This is a genomic window from Rhodococcus sp. 077-4 (assembly GCF_047782425.1).
GTDB lineage: Bacteria > Actinomycetota > Actinomycetes > Mycobacteriales > Mycobacteriaceae > Rhodococcoides.
In genome coordinates, this window is sequence record NZ_JAJPWC010000003.1 from 434,529 (window position 1) to 454,778 (window position 20,250).

General features: G+C 67.0%; 13 protein-coding genes. 8 read left to right on the plus strand and 5 right to left on the minus strand.

The annotated features are described in order from the left end of the window. Positions 1-31 precede the first annotated feature (31 nt). A complete protein-coding gene (locus ACNEOT_RS18440; RefSeq protein WP_415975806.1) occupies positions 32-532 on the minus strand; it encodes a Pro-kumamolisin, activation domain family protein in 501 nt (166 codons plus the stop codon). 296 nt (positions 533-828) lie between these two features. Here ACNEOT_RS18440 and treS point away from each other — a divergent pair, with 296 nt between their 5' ends. Continuing rightward, positions 829-3,009, plus strand: coding sequence for a maltose alpha-D-glucosyltransferase (gene treS / locus ACNEOT_RS18445; protein ID WP_415975808.1), 2,181 nt, complete (start codon positions 829-831; stop codon positions 3,007-3,009). 40 nt (positions 3,010-3,049) lie between these two features. Further along, positions 3,050-3,613, plus strand: coding sequence for a hypothetical protein (locus ACNEOT_RS18450; RefSeq protein WP_415975809.1), 564 nt, complete (start codon positions 3,050-3,052; stop codon positions 3,611-3,613). On the opposite strand, the gene ACNEOT_RS18455 is transcribed toward ACNEOT_RS18450, so the two are convergent. The 3 genes from ACNEOT_RS18455 to ACNEOT_RS18465 all read right to left on the minus strand — a co-directional run bounded on the left by ACNEOT_RS18455 (position 3,602) and on the right by ACNEOT_RS18465 (position 9,477). Then, positions 3,602-5,062, minus strand: a complete 1,461-nt coding sequence (locus ACNEOT_RS18455) for a dynamin family protein (protein ID WP_415975810.1) — start codon at positions 5,060-5,062, stop codon at positions 3,602-3,604. The two genes, ACNEOT_RS18450 and ACNEOT_RS18455, sit on opposite strands and share 12 nt — an antisense overlap. Next, on the minus strand, positions 5,059-6,867 hold the full coding sequence (locus ACNEOT_RS18460; protein WP_415975811.1) for a dynamin family protein: 1,809 nt from the start codon (positions 6,865-6,867) through the stop codon (positions 5,059-5,061). The genes ACNEOT_RS18455 and ACNEOT_RS18460 overlap by 4 nt, the downstream gene beginning before the upstream one ends. A gap of 126 nt (positions 6,868-6,993) precedes the next feature. Continuing rightward, positions 6,994-9,477: an IniB N-terminal domain-containing protein gene (locus ACNEOT_RS18465; protein ID WP_415975812.1), complete on the minus strand. Its 2,484-nt coding sequence runs from the start codon at positions 9,475-9,477 to the stop codon at positions 6,994-6,996. A 259-nt stretch (positions 9,478-9,736) separates the two neighbouring features. Between ACNEOT_RS18465 and ACNEOT_RS18470 the strand changes: the two genes are divergently transcribed. The 6 genes from ACNEOT_RS18470 (at position 9,737) to ACNEOT_RS18495 (ending at position 19,448) form a co-directional block, all read left to right on the plus strand. After that, positions 9,737-11,488, plus strand: a complete 1,752-nt coding sequence (locus ACNEOT_RS18470) for an Hsp70 family protein (RefSeq protein WP_415975813.1) — start codon at positions 9,737-9,739, stop codon at positions 11,486-11,488. Between the two features lie 7 nt (positions 11,489-11,495). Further along, the gene (locus tag ACNEOT_RS18475) at positions 11,496-13,985 is read left to right on the plus strand and encodes a helix-turn-helix transcriptional regulator (protein WP_415975814.1); all 2,490 of its coding nucleotides are present in this window, start codon (positions 11,496-11,498) and stop codon (positions 13,983-13,985) included. A 94-nt stretch (positions 13,986-14,079) separates the two neighbouring features. Next, positions 14,080-15,219, plus strand: a complete 1,140-nt coding sequence (locus ACNEOT_RS18480) for a hypothetical protein (RefSeq protein WP_415975815.1) — start codon at positions 14,080-14,082, stop codon at positions 15,217-15,219. Then, positions 15,216-16,859, plus strand: coding sequence for an Hsp70 family protein (locus ACNEOT_RS18485; RefSeq protein WP_415975816.1), 1,644 nt, complete (start codon positions 15,216-15,218; stop codon positions 16,857-16,859). Before ACNEOT_RS18480 ends, ACNEOT_RS18485 begins: the two co-directional genes overlap by 4 nt. Positions 16,860-16,934: 75 nt before the next feature. Continuing rightward, positions 16,935-18,233 carry a S1 family peptidase gene (locus ACNEOT_RS18490; protein WP_415975818.1) on the plus strand — a complete coding sequence of 433 codons (1,299 nt, stop codon included), beginning with the start codon at positions 16,935-16,937 and terminating at the stop codon, positions 18,231-18,233. A 42-nt stretch (positions 18,234-18,275) separates the two neighbouring features. Beyond that, positions 18,276-19,448 carry a S1 family peptidase gene (locus ACNEOT_RS18495; protein ID WP_415975819.1) on the plus strand — a complete coding sequence of 391 codons (1,173 nt, stop codon included), beginning with the start codon at positions 18,276-18,278 and terminating at the stop codon, positions 19,446-19,448. 15 nt (positions 19,449-19,463) lie between these two features. Here ACNEOT_RS18495 and ACNEOT_RS18500 read toward each other — a convergent pair whose 3' ends face one another. Beyond that, complete coding sequence (locus ACNEOT_RS18500; protein WP_415975820.1) at positions 19,464-20,243, minus strand: glycoside hydrolase family 16 protein; 780 nt, start codon at positions 20,241-20,243, stop codon at positions 19,464-19,466. Positions 20,244-20,250 lie beyond the last annotated feature (7 nt).

Genomic DNA, 20,250 nt, shown 5'->3' on the forward strand with positions numbered 1-20,250 from the left:
GGCGCAGCGGGGAGAAAGCGATAGGAAGGGACTACTCGGCAGGCTCTTCGACGGGCGCGGGGATGCAGCTGTGACTGAGCAGGCCGCCGGTGATGTTGTTCATGAAGTCCGCGTCGAGTGCGCTGGCGAAGGCCGCAGCTCCGGCGGGGCGAGCGGTCCATTCGCGATCGGCGGACGGCACGGTGTAGGTCATTGCCTCGCCTGCCTTGATGGTCTTCTCGGTGTTCTGACCCTGCAGACCCGGCAGTGCGCCGTAGTTCACGTTGACGTTCGACGCGTCGTCGGCACCCTTGTTGTCGACCTTGACCTGCAGCGCGACGACGCCGCCCGCGGGGGCGTCCTTCACGGTGGTGTCGCAGACAGCGGCCATGGTGACCACCAGGTCGGGGCTTTCGAGGACTGCGGAGCCGAGGGGCATGGCGGGCTCGGTCTCGGGTTCGGCCGAGGCCATGGGTACGAGAACGACCGCACCGATGCCGGCGGCCAGGGCGGCCGTCGAGGCCAGGATCGATGTGCGGGCAAGACGTCGCATGGACAACTCCTGTAGCTGAGGGGATGTGACCCATGAGTCTGATGTGACTGAAGGGGCTATTGGTACTCAACTCACTATGTCCTATCCGAATCAGACATTCCACACCAGGCGGTCTCGATTCGATGACGTTCGCGCATCGAAGGAAACGGTCCCTCCCGAATCACATCGGTGTAGTTCGGCGTAGGTTGCACAGGTCGGCGAGCAAGGTTTCACCGCTCGCCGTTCAGGGGAACCACAACCCTGCGGATCGGCCGCGCCCTACGTAGGGTTGAACAAAAGCGAGGCTACGGAGGCACATGGATCCCGAAGTGCAGCACGAACCGAGCGAGATCACCTACGACGAGAAGTTCTATCCGGCTCGGCCGAAACCACTTCGACCTTCCGTGCGTCGCGCCAATCGGAGCAACGGCCCCACGCCCGACAGCGAACCGGTGGCCTCGAATCCCGAGTACGTGGAGTGGCTCACCGAACAGTCCATGCTGCGAGACGCCAAGCTGATCGCCGAGCAACTCTCGGGCAAGGGCAGCATGTGGCAGAACCCCTATGCCGACCCCGATCCGCGTGCCGCCGTCGAGCGCGCGCCGGTGTGGTTCACCGCGTACCCCATCTCGGTGATCAACGCACCGCAGACGAGCTTCCTGAGCACACTCGGCGACGAGAAGCTCTGGCAGGCATTTTCCGAAATCGGTGTCACTGCAGTACATACCGGCCCGGTGAAGGTCGCGGGCGGCATCCACGGTTGGCGTCCTACCCCTTCGGTCGACGGCCACTTCGACCGCATCGGCATGCAGATCGACCCCGCGTTCGGATCGGAAGAAGAGTTCCGACGCCTGTGCGTGGTGGCCTCGGCGTACGACGGCATCGTGATCGACGACATCGTGCCCGGCCACACCGGTAAGGGCGCGGACTTCCGGCTCGCCGAGATGGCCGTGGCCGACTACCCCGGCATCTACCACATGGTGGAGATCGAGCCGCAGGACTGGCATCTGTTGCCACGTGTGCGCGCCGGAGCCGATTCGCAGAACATCGACGCCGAGGCCGAGGCCAATCTCGCCCGCGCCGGTTACATCATCGGTCAGTTGCAGCGCGTGATCTTCTACGAGCTCGGCGTGAAGGAAACCAACTGGAGCGCAACGCCTCCCGTCGTCGGCATCGACGGCGTCGAGCGTCGCTGGGTGTACCTGCACTACTTCAAGGCCGGACAGCCGTCCATCAACTGGCTCGATCCCTCTTTCGCCGGAATGCGGCTGGTGATCGGCGACGCATGTCATTCGATCGCCGATCTGGGTGCAGGTGCATTGAGGTTGGACGCCAACGGTTTTCTCGGCGTCGAACGTCGAGCCGAAGGTCCGGGCTGGTCCGAAGGTCACCCGCTGTCCGAGGCGGCGAACCACCTGATTGCCAGCGTGGTGCGCAAGATGGGCGGGTTCACCTTTCAGGAGTTGAACCTGACCATCGACGACATCAAGGCCATGGGTGCCAACGGTGCCGACCTGTCGTACGACTTCATCAACCGCCCCGCCTATCAGCATGCGCTCGTCATGGGGAACACCGAATTCCTCAGGCTCACCATGACTCTGGCCCGCGATCACGGCGTCGACACGGCGTCTCTCGTGCACGCGTTGCAGAACCACGACGAGATGACGTTCGAGCTCATCCACTTCGCCACCCTGCACGCGGAGGACGAATTCTCCTACGGCGGCGAGGCGGTCAAGGGCAGCGATCTGGGCGATCGCATTCGCGGCGAGCTGACCGATCGACTCACCGGCCGTTGGGCACCGTACAACCGATTGTTCACTACCAACGGAATCGCCTGCACCACAGCAAGTGTCATCACCGCATCACTGGGAATCCGCGATCTCGACCGGATGGACGAGCGGGATATCGAGACGGTCAAGCGGGCGCACCTGCTGCTCGCGATGTACAACGCGTTGCAGCCCGGCGTGTTCGCACTCTCCGGCTGGGACCTGCTCGGAATCCTGCCGATCGCGGCCGACGAGGTCGACGATCTCATCCGCGAGGGCGACACCCGCTGGATCAACCGCGGGGCACACGATTTGATGGGGTACTTCCCCGAGGCCGCGCGCTCCGAATCGGGCATTCCGCGCGGGCGCAGCCTCTACGGCTCGCTCCCGGAGCAGCTGGCGGACCCGCAGTCGTTCGCCCGCCAACTGGCTCGAATCATCGAGCTACGCAAGAAGTTCGGTATCGCCACCGCGCAGCAGATCGACATTCCGACGGTCTCGCACAAGGGCCTGCTGGTGATGGTGCACGAGCTCGGCCAGGGAACCATTCAGGCCACGGTGCTCAACTTCTCGTCCGAGGAGATCCACGCGACCATCCAGTCCAAGCACCTGGTGCCGGGCACCAGTGCCGTCGACGTGTTCGACGACAACGAGATCGCAACCGTGGACGAGCTGAACAGCTTCCCGATGACGCTGCGTCCGTACGAGGGTGTACCGGTGGTGCTGCGCTGACACCGCGGCAGAGCGTCACCGAGCGATAGACTCCTGCATCGTGGCCGAAGAACAGAACGACCCGACATCGCGGAGGCCGATGCCTCCCCGTCCGCAACCACCGCGGCCGGATGTCGCTGTCGAACCGCTTCGGCCACGGCAGGAGGAGCCCACCCCGTCGGTTCTGCCGAAGGTTGCGACTGCTCTGTGGGCACTGACAGCGGCACTGGTCCTCGCGCTGGCAGCCGCCATCGGTCTGAACTGGGAATCTGTACTGACCGGCGTCGAAACTGCCGTGTCCCAGCAGGATTCGACGGCAAGTGCAGCCGATGTTCGCAATACCGCCTCGGCCACGCTGCTGTCCAGCGGTGCCGCTGCTGCGGTACTGATGCTTCTGGGATTCGTGGCACTGAACCTGCTGCGCGGCGCGGCAACGTCGTCGAAGGTCCTGATGGGTGCTGTCGGCATTCTGACCATCGGAGCGGCCGTCACGTTCTCGACCTTCGTGTCCGACGCCTCCGCACTACTCGGCGGCGTCCTGCAATGGGGACCTTTCGTGGTGGCGGGCACGGCGGCAGCCGCGACGGTCGTGGCCCTCCTACCCCGGGTATCTTCACGCCAGTGAGGCGAGTATCCCTTCGGCACTACGCGCGGCCAGCGCACACGAGGACGAGGTGAACCGATCCAGCAGTGGATGCTCGGACAGAGCTCGCCACTTGTGCACGGCCGCAAGCGCGGTGTCGCGCTGCTGGGCACGGCCGGCGTCGGGTGGTAGATCGAGGCGCTCGGTGGGGGCGATGCCGAAACCGCCGATGATGCGCTGGAGGTCGAGCAATGCACCCTCGGGGAGTTTGGGTGTGGTGGAGCGCAATCGGCCGAGCAGACGCAGTTCGGCGAAGCCGTGCACGTCGGCGAGCATTCGACCCGCCTCGGTGCGCAGCGCGTGGGATTCCGGCCTGAACTCCAGAATGCGTTGCAGTGCAACCAGAGCCGAGTGCAACTTCAACTGATCGGCACGCTGACCGAATTGCACGTCGATCACCGATCGCAGCTCGGTCAGACCACTGCGCTCGACCAGATCGGCAGCCAGCGTGGGAGAATCGCGCACCCCGAGCCGAATCAGGGTCACTGCCATCCGGATACCGAACAACCCGAATCGGTCGACGATGCTCGCCCGCAGCGCAGCATCGACGGGCAGCGTGCTCTCCGCACGCACGAACCGATCGGCCGAGAGCATCGCCAACTGCAGATCCTCGGTCGGCACCGTGGCCAACATCTCGAAGGCAGCGAACTCGTTCTGTCGCATCGTTTCCGCACCGAGCGCCAGCAAACCTGCAACCGGGACCACTGCCTGGCACAGGCCGGTGGCCTCGAGTTCGGAGGCGAATCGCGCGGCGACCTCCTTGGCCGACATCATCGCGTCCATCCGGCCCGAACCCACCTCGTCGGCGCGGGAGACGACACCGATCACGCCGAGCGGTCCCGAATCCCCGCCCACGTGCGCGCCGATCTGTCCGAGAAAGGACACGTCGGTCGCATTGAGGGTCCGCAACAGATACACGACGGCGTCGGCCCCGGACGACGAGTTCTCGGGGGTCAGCATCGCCAACGTGCGTGCCGAGACGTCCCGCGAGAGGGACGAGGTACCGGGGGTGTCGATGATCGTCGTCTGCGCCAACGCGCTCGCGGGCCATTCGACGTCCAGTCGGTCGACCTGCGCTGCGGTCAGCGATCCGAGGTCGAAGGTCAATCGCCCGGCCCGCCGCTGCACGGGCACGTTCGCGGCCCGGTCGCCGTCGTACCAGGCCGTGACGGCAGGAGTGACGCCGTTGCGGTACCACGTGACGACCTTGGTGCACTCGGTGGCATCCGTCGGGGCAATATCCTGTCCGACAAGAGAATTGAGCAGCGTGGACTTGCCTGCCTTGAGTGATCCCGCGAGTGCCACCCGCAACGGCTCGTCCAACCGGTACAGGCATTCGTCGAGCATCCACGACGCCTCGACATCACCGGAGTACGTCGATCGCGCCGCCGAGATCAGATCGCGTGCCCGGGCCAGAGCCGCCACACTCATACTGCGACGTCCTTGACGAGAGATACTGCGCGAGAGTTCAATTCGGACACCACGCGCATATCCTTCTCGAGCTGGGCAATGCGAGCAGCACGGTCGGTGTTGTCGGCGGCAGCGGCTTCCTGCGCCGAGCGCAACGATTCGTTCAGCGAACGCAGCGTCTGTTCGGCGATCGAGGTGAAGTGATCGCGCAGCACGCGTTGAATCTGCCGAAGCCGGTCCTTGGATTCCTTGCCCACCTGAAAACTGACGTCGTCGGTGAAACGCCGAATCGCCATCTTGGCCTCGGAGCGACGCGCTTTGACGCGATTCTCCTTGTCCTCCTTGTAGGCCTTGGTACCCAGCAGCACGCCCGCGCCGATCGAGATCGGGTTGAGCAGACTGAGCCCGACGAAGGTGGTGATCAGGCCGAACATCAGTACACCGCCGTAGGATCCGCGCATTCCCACGAGCACCTTCTGTGTGATTCCGGTACGGCCCGATTCCAGATCGGCCAGGGACGAGACGGGGTCGAGGACGTTGTCCAGATCGCCGAGATCGAGATCGGGCAGCGCTGCCGCGCCGGACGAGGCGAAGTGCTCGGCCACCAACTCCGAAAGCCACAGTGCCCGTTCGTGAGCCCACACGAAATTGTCACCCACCGACGCCGCGATCTGTTCCTCGAGCCACTCGCCGAGTTGCGGCCATTCCTTGCCCGGATCCCCTTCGTCGACGGTCTCTTCCGCTTCCCTGGTGACGCGCCGTAGCCGGTCGCGCAGATCGTGATCGATGTCGGACGCGAGATCGGCGATTCCGTCACCGAGCGTCTGCTGCCACTGCGAGGAACGCTTGTGCAGCTCCTCGGCCGCGGACTTGGCGCGCTGCAATCCTGCGACCGCCGCCGCGGCCCGCTCCGGATCCTTCAGTGCCGCAAGCTCGCTGCCGAACGCGAGCGTCAGATGCTCGGTGACCGATCGGACATCGAGGGAGACCGACGATCGAGCCAGCACGTCCGCCCGCGCCACCACGTCGTCACGCAGGAACGCGTAGAGCTGCTGGAAACCGGACTCCGCGTTGAGCTCCTCGTCGTTCAAACGCAGTGCGTGCGAACGCAACAGAGAAGACACCGGCAACATCTGCACGTCGATTCCTGCGCGTTCGAGGTGTCCACGGTTGGCCTCGACGATCTGTCGCCAGTGCGGATACAGATCGATCTTGGTGATCAGCACTGCGACGGCCGGGCACAACCCCTGTACCTGCCGCAGGAACGACAGTTCCGGCTCGGTGAATTCGCGGGAGGCGTCGGACACGACGAGCACTGCGTCGGCCGACGGAACGAGGCCCAATGTGCCTGCAGCGTGCGGATTTCCGTGACCGCCGACTCCGGGGGTGTCGACCAGGACCAGACCGTCGGCGAGCAACGGGCTCGCCACCCCGATGTCCAGACGCAGCACTTCCCGGCCCTGAGCGAGTGGGCTGTCCGGGGTGACCGTCGTGATCTGCTCGGGCGGAACATCCACTCGGATCGGCTCGTTGCCCGGATCCGCGAGTACGAGTTGCGCGGAGAGAGCCTCGGCATTGGAGACCACCGTCGGAATGGCGGTGGTCTCGTCGTCGCCGACCGAGCACACCGTCAGATTGAGCAGCGAATTCACGAACTGGCTCTTGCCCTGCTTGAGCGGTCCCACCACGATGATGCGTCGACGCGGGTCCAGCACCCTCGACCGCGCTGCCTCGACTCGATCCACCAAGTCGGATCTTCCTGCCGATGTCGCCACCGCCGCGGTACGACTCAGCAGCTCGGCCAGCTCCGTAGATTGCCCGTCCATACGCTTGTATTCACAACCCGTTCTCGTAGACAGCCCGCCCAGAAGGAACTCTAGCGACGAGTCGGCCCCGAGTGTCACGAACACTCGGGGCCGCACCGTGTTGTTGCCTGTCCGCAGGCGAATGGATCAGGGCTGCGTCGGGTCGATGTCGTGGTCGACGGTCACGTTGCCCAGCGAGTCGGCTGCCGAATCCACCGAACCGTGCAGGCTGGACTCGCTGAACAGGCTGGACTCGGTCTCACCCTGACCGAAGACGTCCGAGTCGACGCTCGACCAGCCGGTGCCGGTCGCGGTCGCGGTCGCCGTGGAATCGAACGAGCTCGAGTGCTCGAACGTTCCCGAAGCGGCCGAGGAGAGGCTGCCGCCGGCATCTGCCAAGCCCTCGGCCCCGGTCTGCAGGCCGCCGGTGAGGCCACCTGCGGCCTGGCCACCCAGGTCTGCAGTGGAGTCAAATTCGCCGGCCACGGAACCCGCAGCGTCGGCACCAGCATCCAAACCCGCACCCACAGTGGAAGCGAAGTCGCCGCCGACCGAGGCGCCGGTCTCCAGTCCTGCACCGACGTTGGACGCGATCTCGCCGCCCACCGAGGTGCCTGCGTCGACGACGCCGTTGGCTGCACCTTCCAGGCCGCCGGTGACGGTGCCTGCTGCATCCGCGGCTCCGGTGAGGCCCGCACCTGCGGAGGCTGCTGCATCGACTGCGCCTGTGACGGTTCCTTCCAGGCCTGCCCCGGCCTGAGCCGCAGCCTGAGCTGCGGCATCCACGCCGCCGGACACTCCGCCTTCGATACCTCCGCCGAGGCTGCCCAGGCCGGCGAGTCCGCCGGTCAGAGCAGTGCCTGCCTCACCGACGCCGGCCAGGCCACCGGTCACATCGGCACCCACATTCCCGACGGCTGCCAGACCACCGGTCACATCGGCACCCACATTCCCGACGGCTGCCAGACCACCGGTCACATCGGCACCCACATTCCCGACGGCTGCCAGGCCACCGGTCAGATCGGTACCGACGTTTCCGAGTCCGGCGAGTCCTCCGGTGATGCCTGCGCCCAGTCCGCCGAGTCCGGCCACACCGCCCGAGAGATCTGCTCCCACTCCACCGACTCCGGCGAGTGCTGCTTCGACGGTTCCCGAGAGGTCCGCTCCGGCGGCAACTGCAGTGTCGATCGCTCCGACGATGCCTGCGGTGACGTCTGCTCCTGCACCGAGTGCGGCTCCGAGGTCGAGGACTGCACTGGTGTCGAGTACCGATTCGACTGCGGCGCCGAGCTCGGCTCCGGCTGTGCCGCCGACGCCGAATGCCGTTCCGAGGATGCCTTCGAGTCCGCCTGCAACTCCGCCTTCGAGTCCGCCTGCAATTCCGCCGCCGATGCCTGCGGCTGCGCCGACCGTGCCTTCGAGTGCAGCATCGACAGCAGCGGTGAGGCTGCCGATCGCGCTGGTGTCGAGGTCGAGCGCCGTTCCTACAGCGCCAGCGACGACTGCACCGATGCTTCCACCTGCGGCGAGCAGGGCGTCGACGTCGAGGTCTGCGAGGACACCTGCGTCGAGGACGGCTCCGAGTGCGGTTCCGATCGAACCTGCGATGGCACCGTCGGCTGCGAAGAGTCCGCCGAGGCTACCGCCCACTCCACCGGCGATGTCACCGACCAGTGCGGCACCGGCACCGACAGCTCCGTCGAGTGCGGCTCCGATGTCGGTGGTGAGTTCGGCTCCGACGCTTCCGAGTCCGGTGAGTGCGCCGCCGATTCCCGCGGTCAGTTCGGTGCCGAGGCCTCCGACGAGGTCGAGTCCCGCTCCGAGGTCGATTCCGGCTCCGGCGTCGAGCACGGCATCGAAGACTCCGCCGAGGGCCACACCGAGCTCGGCTCCGATGGTTCCACCGACTCCGAAGATCGCGCCGAGTGCGCCGGTGAGGCCACCCTGGATCTCGGCCAGTGCGCCGAGGTCGACGGCACCGGTCGCGCCGATCGCGGCGTCGATGGCTGCCTGCAGCTGCGCGATGATGTCTGCGCCGATCTCTCCACCGATCTCTGCGCCTGCGCCGATGAGGCCCGTCAGTGCGGCACCGAGTCCGACGGTTCCGCCGAGCAGTCCGTCGAGGTCCAGATCGATTCCGCCGCCGACACCTGCTCCGACTCCGATCAATGCGTCGAATGCGCCGCCGAATGCGGTTCCGAGTTCGAGGCCGATCTGGCCTCCGACTGCCAACGCTGCGGCCAATGCGGCCTGCAGTGAAGCAGCGATTTCGCCCGCCACATCGACGCCGCCGGTCAGATTGCCACCCGCGGCGAGTCCGCCACCGGCCACCGCGCCTGCTGCGATGCCGAGTCCGGCCGACAGTCCGCCGCCGATGCCTGCGCCTCCGGCGAGCGCGCCCTCGATGCCTGCAGATCCGCCCGCACCCAGAATCGCCGAGAGCTGGCTGCCCGCTCCGGCGAACAGTCCCGACTCGGCGACCAGGGGTGCCACCGCGACGATGTCGGCGTGGGTGACGTTGCCGAGGCCCGCTGCGGCCAGCGTCGTCTCGGGGTTGGCGCAGTAGGCCGCTGCAGCCTGGTCGTCGCGCAGCAGGCCGAGAATGAAATCGAGTACGGCGTTGGTAGCCATCTTGGGTCTCCTTGACGAGTGGTACTTCGTGGTTGATCACAAAGCTATGCACCGGAGACCCCCGGCCCAACGGGGTCGATCCCCCTACTCCCTCGGGGGTTGCCAGGGGACTTCCGTTAGGGGATCTGGGCGCTTTAGGGGATTTCTCTCGTTGTGCGCTCTAACCTGCTGTGAGACGTAACGAATGGGTAGCTTCAGCCGACAGTGCGGGTAACGGCACCACCACTGACGGCTGGGCGAGAAGAAGGCGGCGACACCAATGAGCGCAGGGCTCGGCATACGTATCGGCTCGGTGACGGCGGTGGCCGCACTGGACACCGATCCTGTCACCTCGGTGGTCAAGCGTTCGGCACTCGACCTACGTCCGGGCGCAGCTCCGTGCCTGGCAGACCTGCGGGACCGTTCGACGCGAAATCTGATCGGCGGGTTCTCCGACCGGGTAGGCGATCCGGTGGAATTGATCGACGACGACGGCCGCAGTCATCGCGCCGAGGACCTGTACGCCACCGCTGCTCGCGCACTCGTTGCCGAGGTCTCCGCCGGAACCGATTCCGCTCCTACCGTCGTCGTCACTCACCCCGCTCGGTGGACGGCGTACACCGCCGAGGTTCTCGGTGAGGCGTTGGACCGCGCGGGCCTCGCCGACGTGACGCTGGTACCCGAGTCCGTCGCCACGATGCGGTGGCTCGAAGTGACGCGCGGCCCACAGTCCGACGGCCTCGCCGTGGTCTACGACCTCGGCGCGAGCGCTCTCGACGTCACGCTGATGCGTACCGGTGCCGATGCAGGCGTCGTCGGCTCCGGCGTCCACTCACAGGAGTTCGGCGGAGCGCAGTTCGATCACGCGATCATGCAGTACGTACTCGACACCGTCTCGGGTAGCCAGTCGTTCGAGTTCGACCCCTTCGACCCCGATACCGTCGGCGCGCTGGTGGAACTGCGGGCCCGCTGCGCCGAGGCGAAGGAACAGCTCTCCTACGACACGTCGACGTCGCTGACCGTCGACCTGCCGGGCCTGCACACCGAGGTTCGCCTCGTGCGCTCCGAGGTCGAAGAACTGGTACGGGCATCGCTGCTGGGGTCGATCGCAGTGGTGCGCGACGCCGTGACGGCCGCGGGCCTCGACGTCACCGACATCGATCAGGTGGTGCTCGTCGGTGGCAGCTCGGCCATACCGCTCGTTGCCGAGCTCATGTCTTCCGAACTGCGGGTACCCGTGGTGGCCGGACCTCGTCCCGAACTGACCATCGCAATCGGCGCCGCGATCCTCGGCAGCGACATCGCCGACGCCACCGCCGCCGACAACGCCGCTGCATTGGCTGCGGTACCCACCATGGCGGTGGCGTCCGCCGCGGCAGCCGCGCCGATGCCTCGGCCCACTCCACGGCCCGCACCGACACCTACCGTCGTCGAATCCGAATCGGGAATGTCCGGCCGCAAGAAGGCAGGCATCGTCGCCGGATCCGTCGTCGTCCTCGCACTTCTCGCCGGCGGAGGCCTGTCGGTGGGGACGGCGTTGACCTCCGACAACACCACTCCGGCCGAATCCAGTTCGCAGACATCGAGTTCCGAGACGGCAGCACCGGGGACCACCACAGCGATCGCGGGCGGTGAGAGCACGGCCCCTCCGACCGGCGAAAACGGCGCTGCCGCAGCCGGATCCGAGGGTTCGGCGACCACGGTGGTCAACGCCGACGGCACGGTGACGCAGATCGACCCCGCCACCGGCGCTCCGGTTGCGGGGGCTCCGGCACCGGCCCCGGCACCCGCGGGTAACGGCGCGGCATCGGTCCCGACCATCCCGCCCGTCGCGGCCCCGACGGTTCCCAACTACCAGCCGCCGGCGGTGCCGGCACCTCAGGCTCCGCAGATACCCAACGTGCAGGTGCCCACCTATCAGGGCCCCACACTCGGCGACGTCGGGCAGGACGTCGGACAGGGTCTCGGCGGTGTGGTCGGCGGTGTGGGTGACGGACTCGGCGGAGTCGTCGGCGGCCTGACGGGTCGATAGGTCGACCGTGGCCAGCACCCGTTCCGGACTCGTCGGCGTCGAGCGCGCCGATCGCTTCGTCCGTGATGTGCTCGACAGCACCGGCTTTCATGTCGTCGTGGGAGTGAACGGCTCCGGACGCTCCGCCGTTCTCGACGCGGTTGCCGCGTCGGTGGATGCATACCAGGGCACCATCGCCGATGCACCGTCCGCCTCGACGGTTCTCGTCGACGACGCGCACCTGCTGCCGGAACAGCGCCTCGACGAGATCGCCGCGGCTGCAACCCGATCCGATATCACCCTGGTGGTCGCCACCGCGCCGCGCAGTTTCGATTCACGCATCGAGAAGTTGATCGCGTCCGCCGGTTCCAACCGGCTGACGTTGGTTCCGCTGGACAAGGCGGCCGTTGCGGCGCGGGCAGCAGCCACCGTTCGGCCCGTCTCGGTGTCGCTCGCCGGTGCCATCGCCAAATCCACCGGCGGAATTCTCGCCGCCGTCGATGCCGCTCTGGGCGGGCTCGGTACCGATCGCTCCGATCCGGCTCCGCTGCGTGCCGTCGCCGAATGCGTTGCCGAACAACACCGCCGGATGTTGATCGAGACCACCGATGACACTCGGGCCCTGCTGCTCGCGGCTCGGTTCGGCGTCACACCCGACCCCGCGTCGGCTGCACAGATCGTGACGCGCGCCGGCGAGGTCGAATCCATCGTCGACATGGCCTGCAGCTCCGGCGTGCTCGACACCACCGGCACATTGATCCCGTCGGCCGAGGCCCCCTTGACCGAGATGATCGGCGAGGGGCGCTGCCGCGTCCTGCTGTCCTCGATCGCCGACGTCGCCACCCGATCCCGCCTGCTCGACGCCTCCGCGGCACGTGCGTTGGCAGAGCGGGGCGTCGTTCATGCCGGGCTCGCCGATTTCCTTGTTCAGCAGGCAGATTCGGCCCCTGTCGATTCTGCAGGTGCTCTGTACGACGCGGCAGTCGACGCGGGCTTCGATTCCGCGGTGCTGGCTGCTCGCAGGTCGGAGGTCGCTGCTGCCACCGGAGATCTGGACGCGGCCGGGCGTTTTGCCGATGTGGTTCTCGACAGCGCCGCCCAGTGCGATTCGGCGGATCTACGGACGGCGGTGCGGGTCTCGGCAGCCATCGCCGCACAACGCGGAATGGTCTCGCGCAGTGCGCAACTGTTCGGCTGGCTCGGCGACGATCGCCTCGGACCCGATGCGGTGTGGGCCGCCCTCGCCGCTGTCGCGGCCGGTGATCGCAGCGCCGCCGACCGATCGGCGACTGCCGTGTCCGCTCTTGCGCCGACGTCGAGTACTGCGTCGGGCACGCTGCTGGTGAACGGGGTGATCGGGTCGATCGATTCGCGGAGCGCTGCGGCGTCGAGTGCAGCAGCGAATTCGTTGATGCGCGCAATGACGTTGACGAGCAACGTGTCCGACCGCTCGTGCACTCCGGATACTCCCGCTGCCATCGCGGCTCTGCACGCCGTGCACTGCGGCGACCTGGCCCGCGTGGATTCGGTACTGGCGAGAGCGCTTCCCGAACTGAGTCCCGGATCCGAGGCGCACACCCGGTCCACCCTCATCGGAGCCTGGGCGTCGATGCTGCGGGGAGATACGGCCGAAGCCGGCTCCACTATCGAGGCGCTGCGGATTCCGGTGTCGCACGTACGCAATCAGCTGTTCCTGCACGGCATTCGGGTGGGCCTGGCCCGCAGGTCCGGTGATGCCGGGTCTCTGATCACGGCATGGACGCAGGCGCAGAACGTCGTCGCCGAGTACTCCACCGACCTGTTCTCGCTGTTACCTCTGGGCGAATTGCTCTTGGCCGCAACCCGACTCGGCCAGGTCGACCGCGTCGAACATCTCGTCGCACAGGCCACCGATCTGCTCGCCGCGCTCGGCGACCCGCCCGTCTGGGCTTCGGCGCTGCACTGGTACCAGGTGCAGGCGGCCATCGTGGCCCAGACACCCGACGCGCTGGTACCGCACGCCAAGGCGCTTGCTGCAGCCGCGCCCACCCACCCGTACAGCGCCGCGCTCGCCGCTGCAGGCCGCGCATGGCTGAGCGTGTTGCAGGGCAGGCCCGACGCGACCGATGTGGAGAATTCGGCGCGCACCCTCACCGCATTCGGACTGCCGTGGGACGGAGCTCGATTGGCGAGTGAGGCCGCGTTGACCGTCACCGATACCGCCACGGCGACCTCGCTGCTGCACATCGCCAGGTCGCTGCGTCAACCCAGCTCTCATCAGACCGGTTCGCCGCAGTCCAGATCGAACCGGCGCGAGAGTTCGGGAACCATGCCGCAGCCGACGGGTTCGCTGAGCGAACGCGAGGCCGAGGTCGCCGAACTGCTCGTACTCGGAGTCACCTACCGCGAGGCCGGCAGCCGTCTCTACATCTCTCCGAAGACCGTCGAACACCACGTGGCTCGCATCCGGCGCAGGCTCGGTGCCGAGTCCAGGTCCGAGCTGATCTCGATGCTGCGCGCCATGGGGTACGGGGCCTGAAACCGGCGCAGCCGTCGGCGCTGTAACTGTGTGAGGATCCGAAGCGACATAACGACCGAGCACCACTCCCCGATCGAGAACAGGTAGCAGCCCCATGACCGAGCAGCCCGGCAGTACGAGTGTCGGCGCACCGGACGTCGGCCTCTACCTGGACGAGGAGCGCGCCGTCGCGGCCGTGTCCCATCCGATTGCGCCCGGGCCGTCGCTGCACCTGGCGTCACTGCACTCGACCGTGCTCAACACTCACCCCGACGGCACCGTCTCGCTCGGCGACGCAACCGACGACGACTCCGAGGCCTACACCCATTTTCTCGACTCCCTCGCCGACGGCGTCGGCGTCACCGGCAGCAAGGGCACCGTCTTCCCCGCCGAGCAACTGACCTCGATGGCCCTGCTGTGCCTGCTCACCGAGGTGGCGTCGTCGATCGGTCTTCTGCCGCGCGATCTCGCCGCGGCCGCGACCTACCCGGCCCGCTGGACGGCCGAGGAAGTGTTCGCGCTGCGCTCGGCGATGAACGCCCACGGCCTCGCGCACGTCTCGCTGGTCGCCGAAGCGGAGGCGCTGGCCGCGTGGAACGCCTCGGTACTTCCGACTCTGCAGAAGCAGGACACCGCCGTCGCCGCCGCACGCGGCGCGGCCGTTCTGGCCGCGCAATTCCCCGTCGACGCCGTCACCGAGCGGTTTGCGCTGACGCGCCCGGCGACATCCGACCGCCGTCCACTGTTCGCCGCAGCAGCGTTCGCCGCCGCGTTGACGGTCGGTGCCGCGCTTGTCGCGCTGCAGCTCGGCACGTCCTCGAACACTGCCGTCCCGACCATCGACAACGCCCAGGTGGTCCCGCCGACCACCTCGGTGCGGTCCGGGTCGGGTGGCCCGATCGACTTCCCCACCGTCGTCGTCGAGCCTGCCGCCGAGATCGTTCCCGCCGCCCCACTGTCGACGGAAGTACCGGCTCCCACCGAAACCTCCGACATCCCCCGCAGCGAGCCGGTCGAGACCGAGATCGACACGCGCCCGGCGATCGAGGTCCCGGAGGACACCGAGCCGGTGACACCGCCGGTCGTCGTCGAACCGGTGGAACCTGACCCGGAGCTGCCTGTCGAGGAGCCCGCCGAGATTCCCGAATCGGATTCGGCCGACGATAAACCTGCACCCGAGCAGAATCAGGGGGCACGCAACGACCGACCCTCCGACCGAGCGCCGAACGACCGATCGACAGGGGAAACTCCATGAGTGGTGCCGGGCATCTCGGAATCACCGTCGGCAACACCAGATCCGTTGCGGCGTATCGCGCACTCCCCGAGGACGAACCGACGATCGTCGTCCTGCCGACCACCCTGCGATTCGACGAGGACGGTCGCGCATACCTCGGTGAACCTGCCGACACGGCTCCGTTCACCAGGTTCGTGGATCTGGTCGGCCAGCAGGAGGACCTAGAGCCCGACGCCGACGCATACCGCGCCGAGGATCTGATGGCCAACGCCGCCAACTGCCTCGTCACCATGATGACGACCGACTCGGACGATCCGCCCGTCACGACCATGACGTATCCGACGCGGTGGCCTCGTGACAGCGTCGCTCTGCTGCGCGACGCGCTGGACCACACCGGGCTCACCGAGGTAGCTCTGGTTCCCGAGGCCAAGGCCGCGAGCACGTGCGCGCACCCGAGTCAGGGTGAGGCGGTCACGGTGATCGACATCGGTGCAACCGGAACCGACATCTCCACCTATCCGGGAGGCGGAACCGTCCGCAGCGCCGCGGTCAGCGGCGACGTCTTCACCGATGCGCTGTTCGATCACGTGGTGACCGATCGCGAGCACATCGATCTGTCCGACGCGGCGGTGCTGGCGGCCCTCGCGGGCGTGGTCGCCTCGTGCGAGGCCGCCGAACACACCCTGAGCACGGCAGACGTCGCCACGATCTCGGTCGAACTTCCCGGGATTTCGCAGTCCACAACGGTGACACGCGCCGAGTTCGCCGACCTGATCGCGCCGTCGTTCGATCGACTCGAGGTGCCGCAGGCCGGAACCGTCGTGCTAACCGGGGGCAGCGCTGCACTCCCGTCGGTGGCGTCCGAAATCGCCGATCGCTCGTCCGGCCGACTCCTCGTCGAGCCGCTCGCCGCTACCCTCGGCGCACTGCTCCTCGCCGAGGCCTACGACGTCGACGGCAACTCCATGGTCACCGGTGCCGCGCCGATCGTCACCCGCAACGACGGCACCGAGTCCCTCGACACCGACGCCATTCCGGTCGTCGTGCCGGAGCCGTCCCTCGCGTTTTCCGAGGCGATTCCAGCGGTCGCTCCGGTGTTCGCACCGTCGGAGCTGCGGTCCGAGCCCATCGTTCCGGTCGACGACACCACCTCCGACACCGGTTACGCCCCCATCGCCTCAGCCGTCGCCGCACCCTCCGTGGGGGCGAAGAAGGAACGCAGCGAACGCTCGCGCACCATCACCACCATCGTGGCCGGTGCCGCAGCGGGCGTGGTCATCGTCCTTGCGATCGCGGCAGTGAGCGGAGTGTTCGGTAGTGCGCCCGCCCCGACGCCCCCCGCCGTCACCGACGCCGGTTCGCCTGTCGTCACCTCGACTCGCGCGCCGTCGACCACCACCCCCGCCGCTTCCGTCGAGCCCGTGCTGGTGCCGGAGGTCGTCGAGGAGCCGACACCCGCCCCGTACATCCCGCCGCGGCCTGCGCCCGCACCGCCGCCGCCCGCACCACTTCCCGCGCCCCTTCCCGTCGCGCCAACCACCGTCCCCATCGCCACCACGCCTCCGGTCACGACCACCCCGGTGGTCACGACCACGACGACGGCCCCCACCACCACGACTGCGACGACGACGGCCGACACCCCGGTGACACCTGCTCCCTGAGCTGCACGAAGACTGATCACGCTCCCGATGCCCTAGGGTAGGTCGCTGATACCAAGCACCCGATGAAGGGATTTCATGCGTAACACCGGGGCGCTGCGTGCCGCAGTGCTGTGTTCGACGGCTTTCGTACTTCTTGCTTCGTTCTCCGGAACAGCAGCCGCCGAACCCGTAGTCCAGTCGACCGCCGATCAGCTTCCCCGCGAGCTCGTCGAGGCCGTGCAGCGAGATCTGAAGATCTCCCCGCAGGAATACCTCGATCGCGCTGCTCGCGCTCAGGAACTCTCCGCGTACGCATCGGACTTCCGGGCCAGCCGTCCAGCGGATTTCGCCGGCGCATGGATCGGACCCGACGGCAATGCTGTCGTCGCGGTCACCTCACCTACCGCGGCACAGGCCGTTGCCAAGGACGGCTATGCCACCGCGCAGTCGCCGGTCTCCGCGGACGGACTGGAGAAGTCGCTGGCCGATCTGAACAGTTGGATCGCCGGTCTCCCCCGTGAGATCTCGGAGCAGATCAACGGAACGGCCATCGACTTCATCGACAACCAGATCGTCATCGACCTGGTGAACAGTCCGATCGGTAGCGCACTGAACCTGCCGACCCTGCTGGCCAACATCAAGGTCATCCTGTCCCCCGGCGGAAACGATCCGGTCGACCCGACTCCGATGGGCGGCGACACCTACGTCACCAGCGCTGGGCCCATAGGTGAGGCTCCGGCCACCGGAATCAGCATCTGCTCGTTCGGTTTCAATGCCCTCGACTCCTCCGGAGCTGACGTCAATCTCACTGCGGGACACTGCAATCCCAACAAAGCGACCGGAGCCGGCGGCGCACCGGTCTACCTCCCCGATCCGGCGGACATTTCGCGCAGCACACAGATCGGGTCGTTCGACAGGTCGAGCCTGGGTGCGGCGGACGGCCTCGACTGGTCGGTCATCGCCCTGAACGAGACCGGCATCGCGTCGGGACTGGACCGTCCTACCGTCCGTGGGGCCAACGGCAGCACCGTCGCCGTCACCGGAACCGCGGCCCCCGTCATCGGGGCACCGGTCTGCAAGTCCGGGCAGTCGTCGTCGTTCACCTGCGGAGTGGTCGCGGCCGATCGCGTCGAGACACAGCTCTACATGGAGGACGGCACGTCACGCACCGTTCGTGGATTCGCCAGCACCGCATGCACTCTCGCCGGTGACAGCGGCGGTGCCATCGTCACCGGAACTCTCGCACTCGGAATCACCAGCGGATCCAACAGCGGCGGAGCACCCGATTGCAACGAGGCGAACCTCGCTCTGGCGCAATACGGGGGCACGGCGAGCTTGGGCATCCCCATCGATCAGGTCACGCGCGCAACCGGGGCAACGCTGCGAACCCAGTAGTCGGTACGCCGGGGGGCGTTCACGGCCTATAGTTCTATGCGAGTGAACGGCATCACATCTGCGGTGCTGGGGGGAGAGGTATCCATGTATCGCCGTGCGTTCCGGCTGTCGCTGATCGGTGTTCCACTTCTGCTGACGATGGCCGTGCTCACGCCCGCCGCCTCGGCCGAGCCGGCGTCCGACGCTGCCGAAGCACTGTTGCCTTCGGCTTTGGCCGATGCCGTCTCGCGCGATCTCGGGCTCGACCCTCAGCAATTTCTCGATCGCGCCGACGCGGCCCGCCGGCTGGCGGAATTCACCGCCACGGTCGGTTCCGAGGTCGTCACCGGTTCCTGGCTCGACGCGAACGGTCACCCTGTCGTCACCCTCGCGAGCGGACCGACCCACGCCGAGGCGGCGGATGCGGCCGTGGCGTCCGGATTCGGAATCGCCGCAGCCGCACTCGATATACCGCCTGTCGTCGTCGGTAGCGTTCAGCCGCTGCTGGATGTGCTGCCGTTCGACCCGGCCCCCATCGCAGGCTCGATACGCGCGAGCTCCTACCTCGGCGGCGACAGCTTTCTCGCCGGAACACCCGCGGGCCTCGGGCAGCGTTGCTCTCTCGGATTCAATGCCCTCGACCAGACCCGCGGAGCCGTCAACATCACTGCAGGACACTGCAATCCGAACGTCACCGATACCGGTTCCGCAGCACTTACGGGTGCATACCCGATGTACGGCAGCCTCGTCGGATCGAAGTTCGGTTCGTTCTACCGAACCAGCCGGTCGAACACCGACTACGCCCTGATCGACATAGACGACGCCAACATCGGCGCTTTCGAGAGCAACGCGGTGCGAGTCCCCGGCGCGGGCCCGCTGCACGTCACCGGAACGGTGGATCCGATCGTGGGCGCTCCGGTCTGCAAATCCGGAACCAGGACCGGATTCAGTTGCGGCACAATACTTTCCACAGGACAGAACCTCGCGATGGGTGACAACGTTCTCGACCGAAGCTTCTCGACGTCCATCTGCGCGTTGCGCGGTGACAGCGGTGGCCCGATCGTCAGCGGCACCCTTGCCGTCGGCATCGCCAACGCGTCGAACGTGGGCGATCAACCCTCGTGCGACATCGCGACCGTCGTCAGCATGTTGCAGGGGCAGCGCCCCGAACTGTTCGCCACTCCCGTCAACGACATCCTCGCCCAGAACCCCGGGTTGACGATCCGCACGATGTGACGTCACCGGGTGGGTTCAGTTCCGATCCACCAGCAGAGTCGATCCCGACGGCACGTCTTGGACGGTCGACGGCGACCCGTCCGATTCGTACACCGTCACCCAGTCGACGTCCACGTTGGCGATATCGGGAGTGCCTGCCCGTCCGCATTCACCCACACCCCAGGCCTCGAGTTTGGTGCAGGCACCCGATTGCGCCTGAATTCCGAGCCACATCGGCGTGTCGGGAATGGACGCGCCCAGAGGTGTTCTGGCCCAGATCTTTCCGTTGACGATGTACCTGATCTGCTCGGGGTCCCATTCGACTCCGACGGTCTGCCACTCGTTGGTGTCCAGTGTGAGATCGGCCTGCGAGAAGTGATGCCCGCTCCCGGTTTCGCCCCAATGCAGAAATGCCGACATCGTCCGACGGGTACCGTCGGCGCTCTCGGCGATGTCGATCTCGGGCGGCCAGACCTCGTTCGCAGGCCACAGCAGAATGTGATAGCTGATCTCGTCGGAACGATCCGCTCGCAATCTCACATCCCACTTGCCGAATTGTTGGGACACAGGAGAGTTCGAGACGCCGCCGGTCACCCACCGACCGTCCTTGCGCTCCGCGCGCAATCGAAGCGCACCGCCGGTCACCGACGCCTGCTCGTAGTCCCACCAGCTGGCCGGGTCACCTCCCGGCATGCCGTAGTAGGCACCCCAGTTGTCGCCGAGCTCGCACCTGTCGAAATCGTCGACGAACGTCTGACGCCAGCCCGGCAGGTCCTCCCGTGGCACTGCCTCCCCGGACATGACGTCGTCGGCCATCGGGTCA